This window comes from Lysobacter sp. TAB13 (genome assembly GCF_052113885.1).
Classification (GTDB): domain Bacteria; phylum Pseudomonadota; class Gammaproteobacteria; order Xanthomonadales; family Xanthomonadaceae; genus Lysobacter; species Lysobacter gummosus.
In genome coordinates, this window is record NZ_JBFRDR010000148.1 from 1 (window position 1) to 504 (window position 504).

The 504-nt window shown below is 60.7% G+C and carries 1 protein-coding gene; it reads left to right on the top strand.

Annotated elements, in window-relative coordinates; translation table 11 throughout:
* Positions 1–306: 306 nt before the first annotated feature.
* Positions 307–504: hypothetical protein (locus AB4Y92_RS25565; RefSeq protein ID WP_441822166.1), on the top strand; the 198-nt coding region annotated here is incomplete at its 3' end.

Here is a 504-nt window from a genome sequence, read left to right on the forward strand (position 1 = left end):
ATATAAAGACTGGCGCCGCCTTCCGTCGCAAGCGCCGGTCCCGCTGACAGGCTGGCGAAGACGCAAATTGCGGCACCGACTTTCGAGACGTGCTGCCGCATCGATTCGATATCCCCCATGGCGTTATGGAGGGAAGCTGGGCCGGGCTCGGTTTCATCGTCAAGCGAAGAGTCCCTTGGCAGTGGTGGTCGACAGTCGAAGGTTTTCGAGTGTGGTGTTTACGACCCGGTAAGACGCAGACGATGTTATGCTGGACGATGCGAGACGGATGCGCAGACCGAAGAGGCTCCAATCCATGACTGTCTCATGAGCAGAGTTTTGTTGACCGGCCTTGCGGCAGCGACAGTCCTCGCCGCGCTGCCGTCGCGCGCCGAGGCTTTCTGGGAGCGCTCTCAGATCATGGCCTGTGCCGAAGCTCAAACCGAAGCGGAACGGATCAGGCGGCAATGTTGGATCTTCGATCCTGTGCCGGAGTTTCCGGCGCCGGTGCTGTCCGGGTACCGC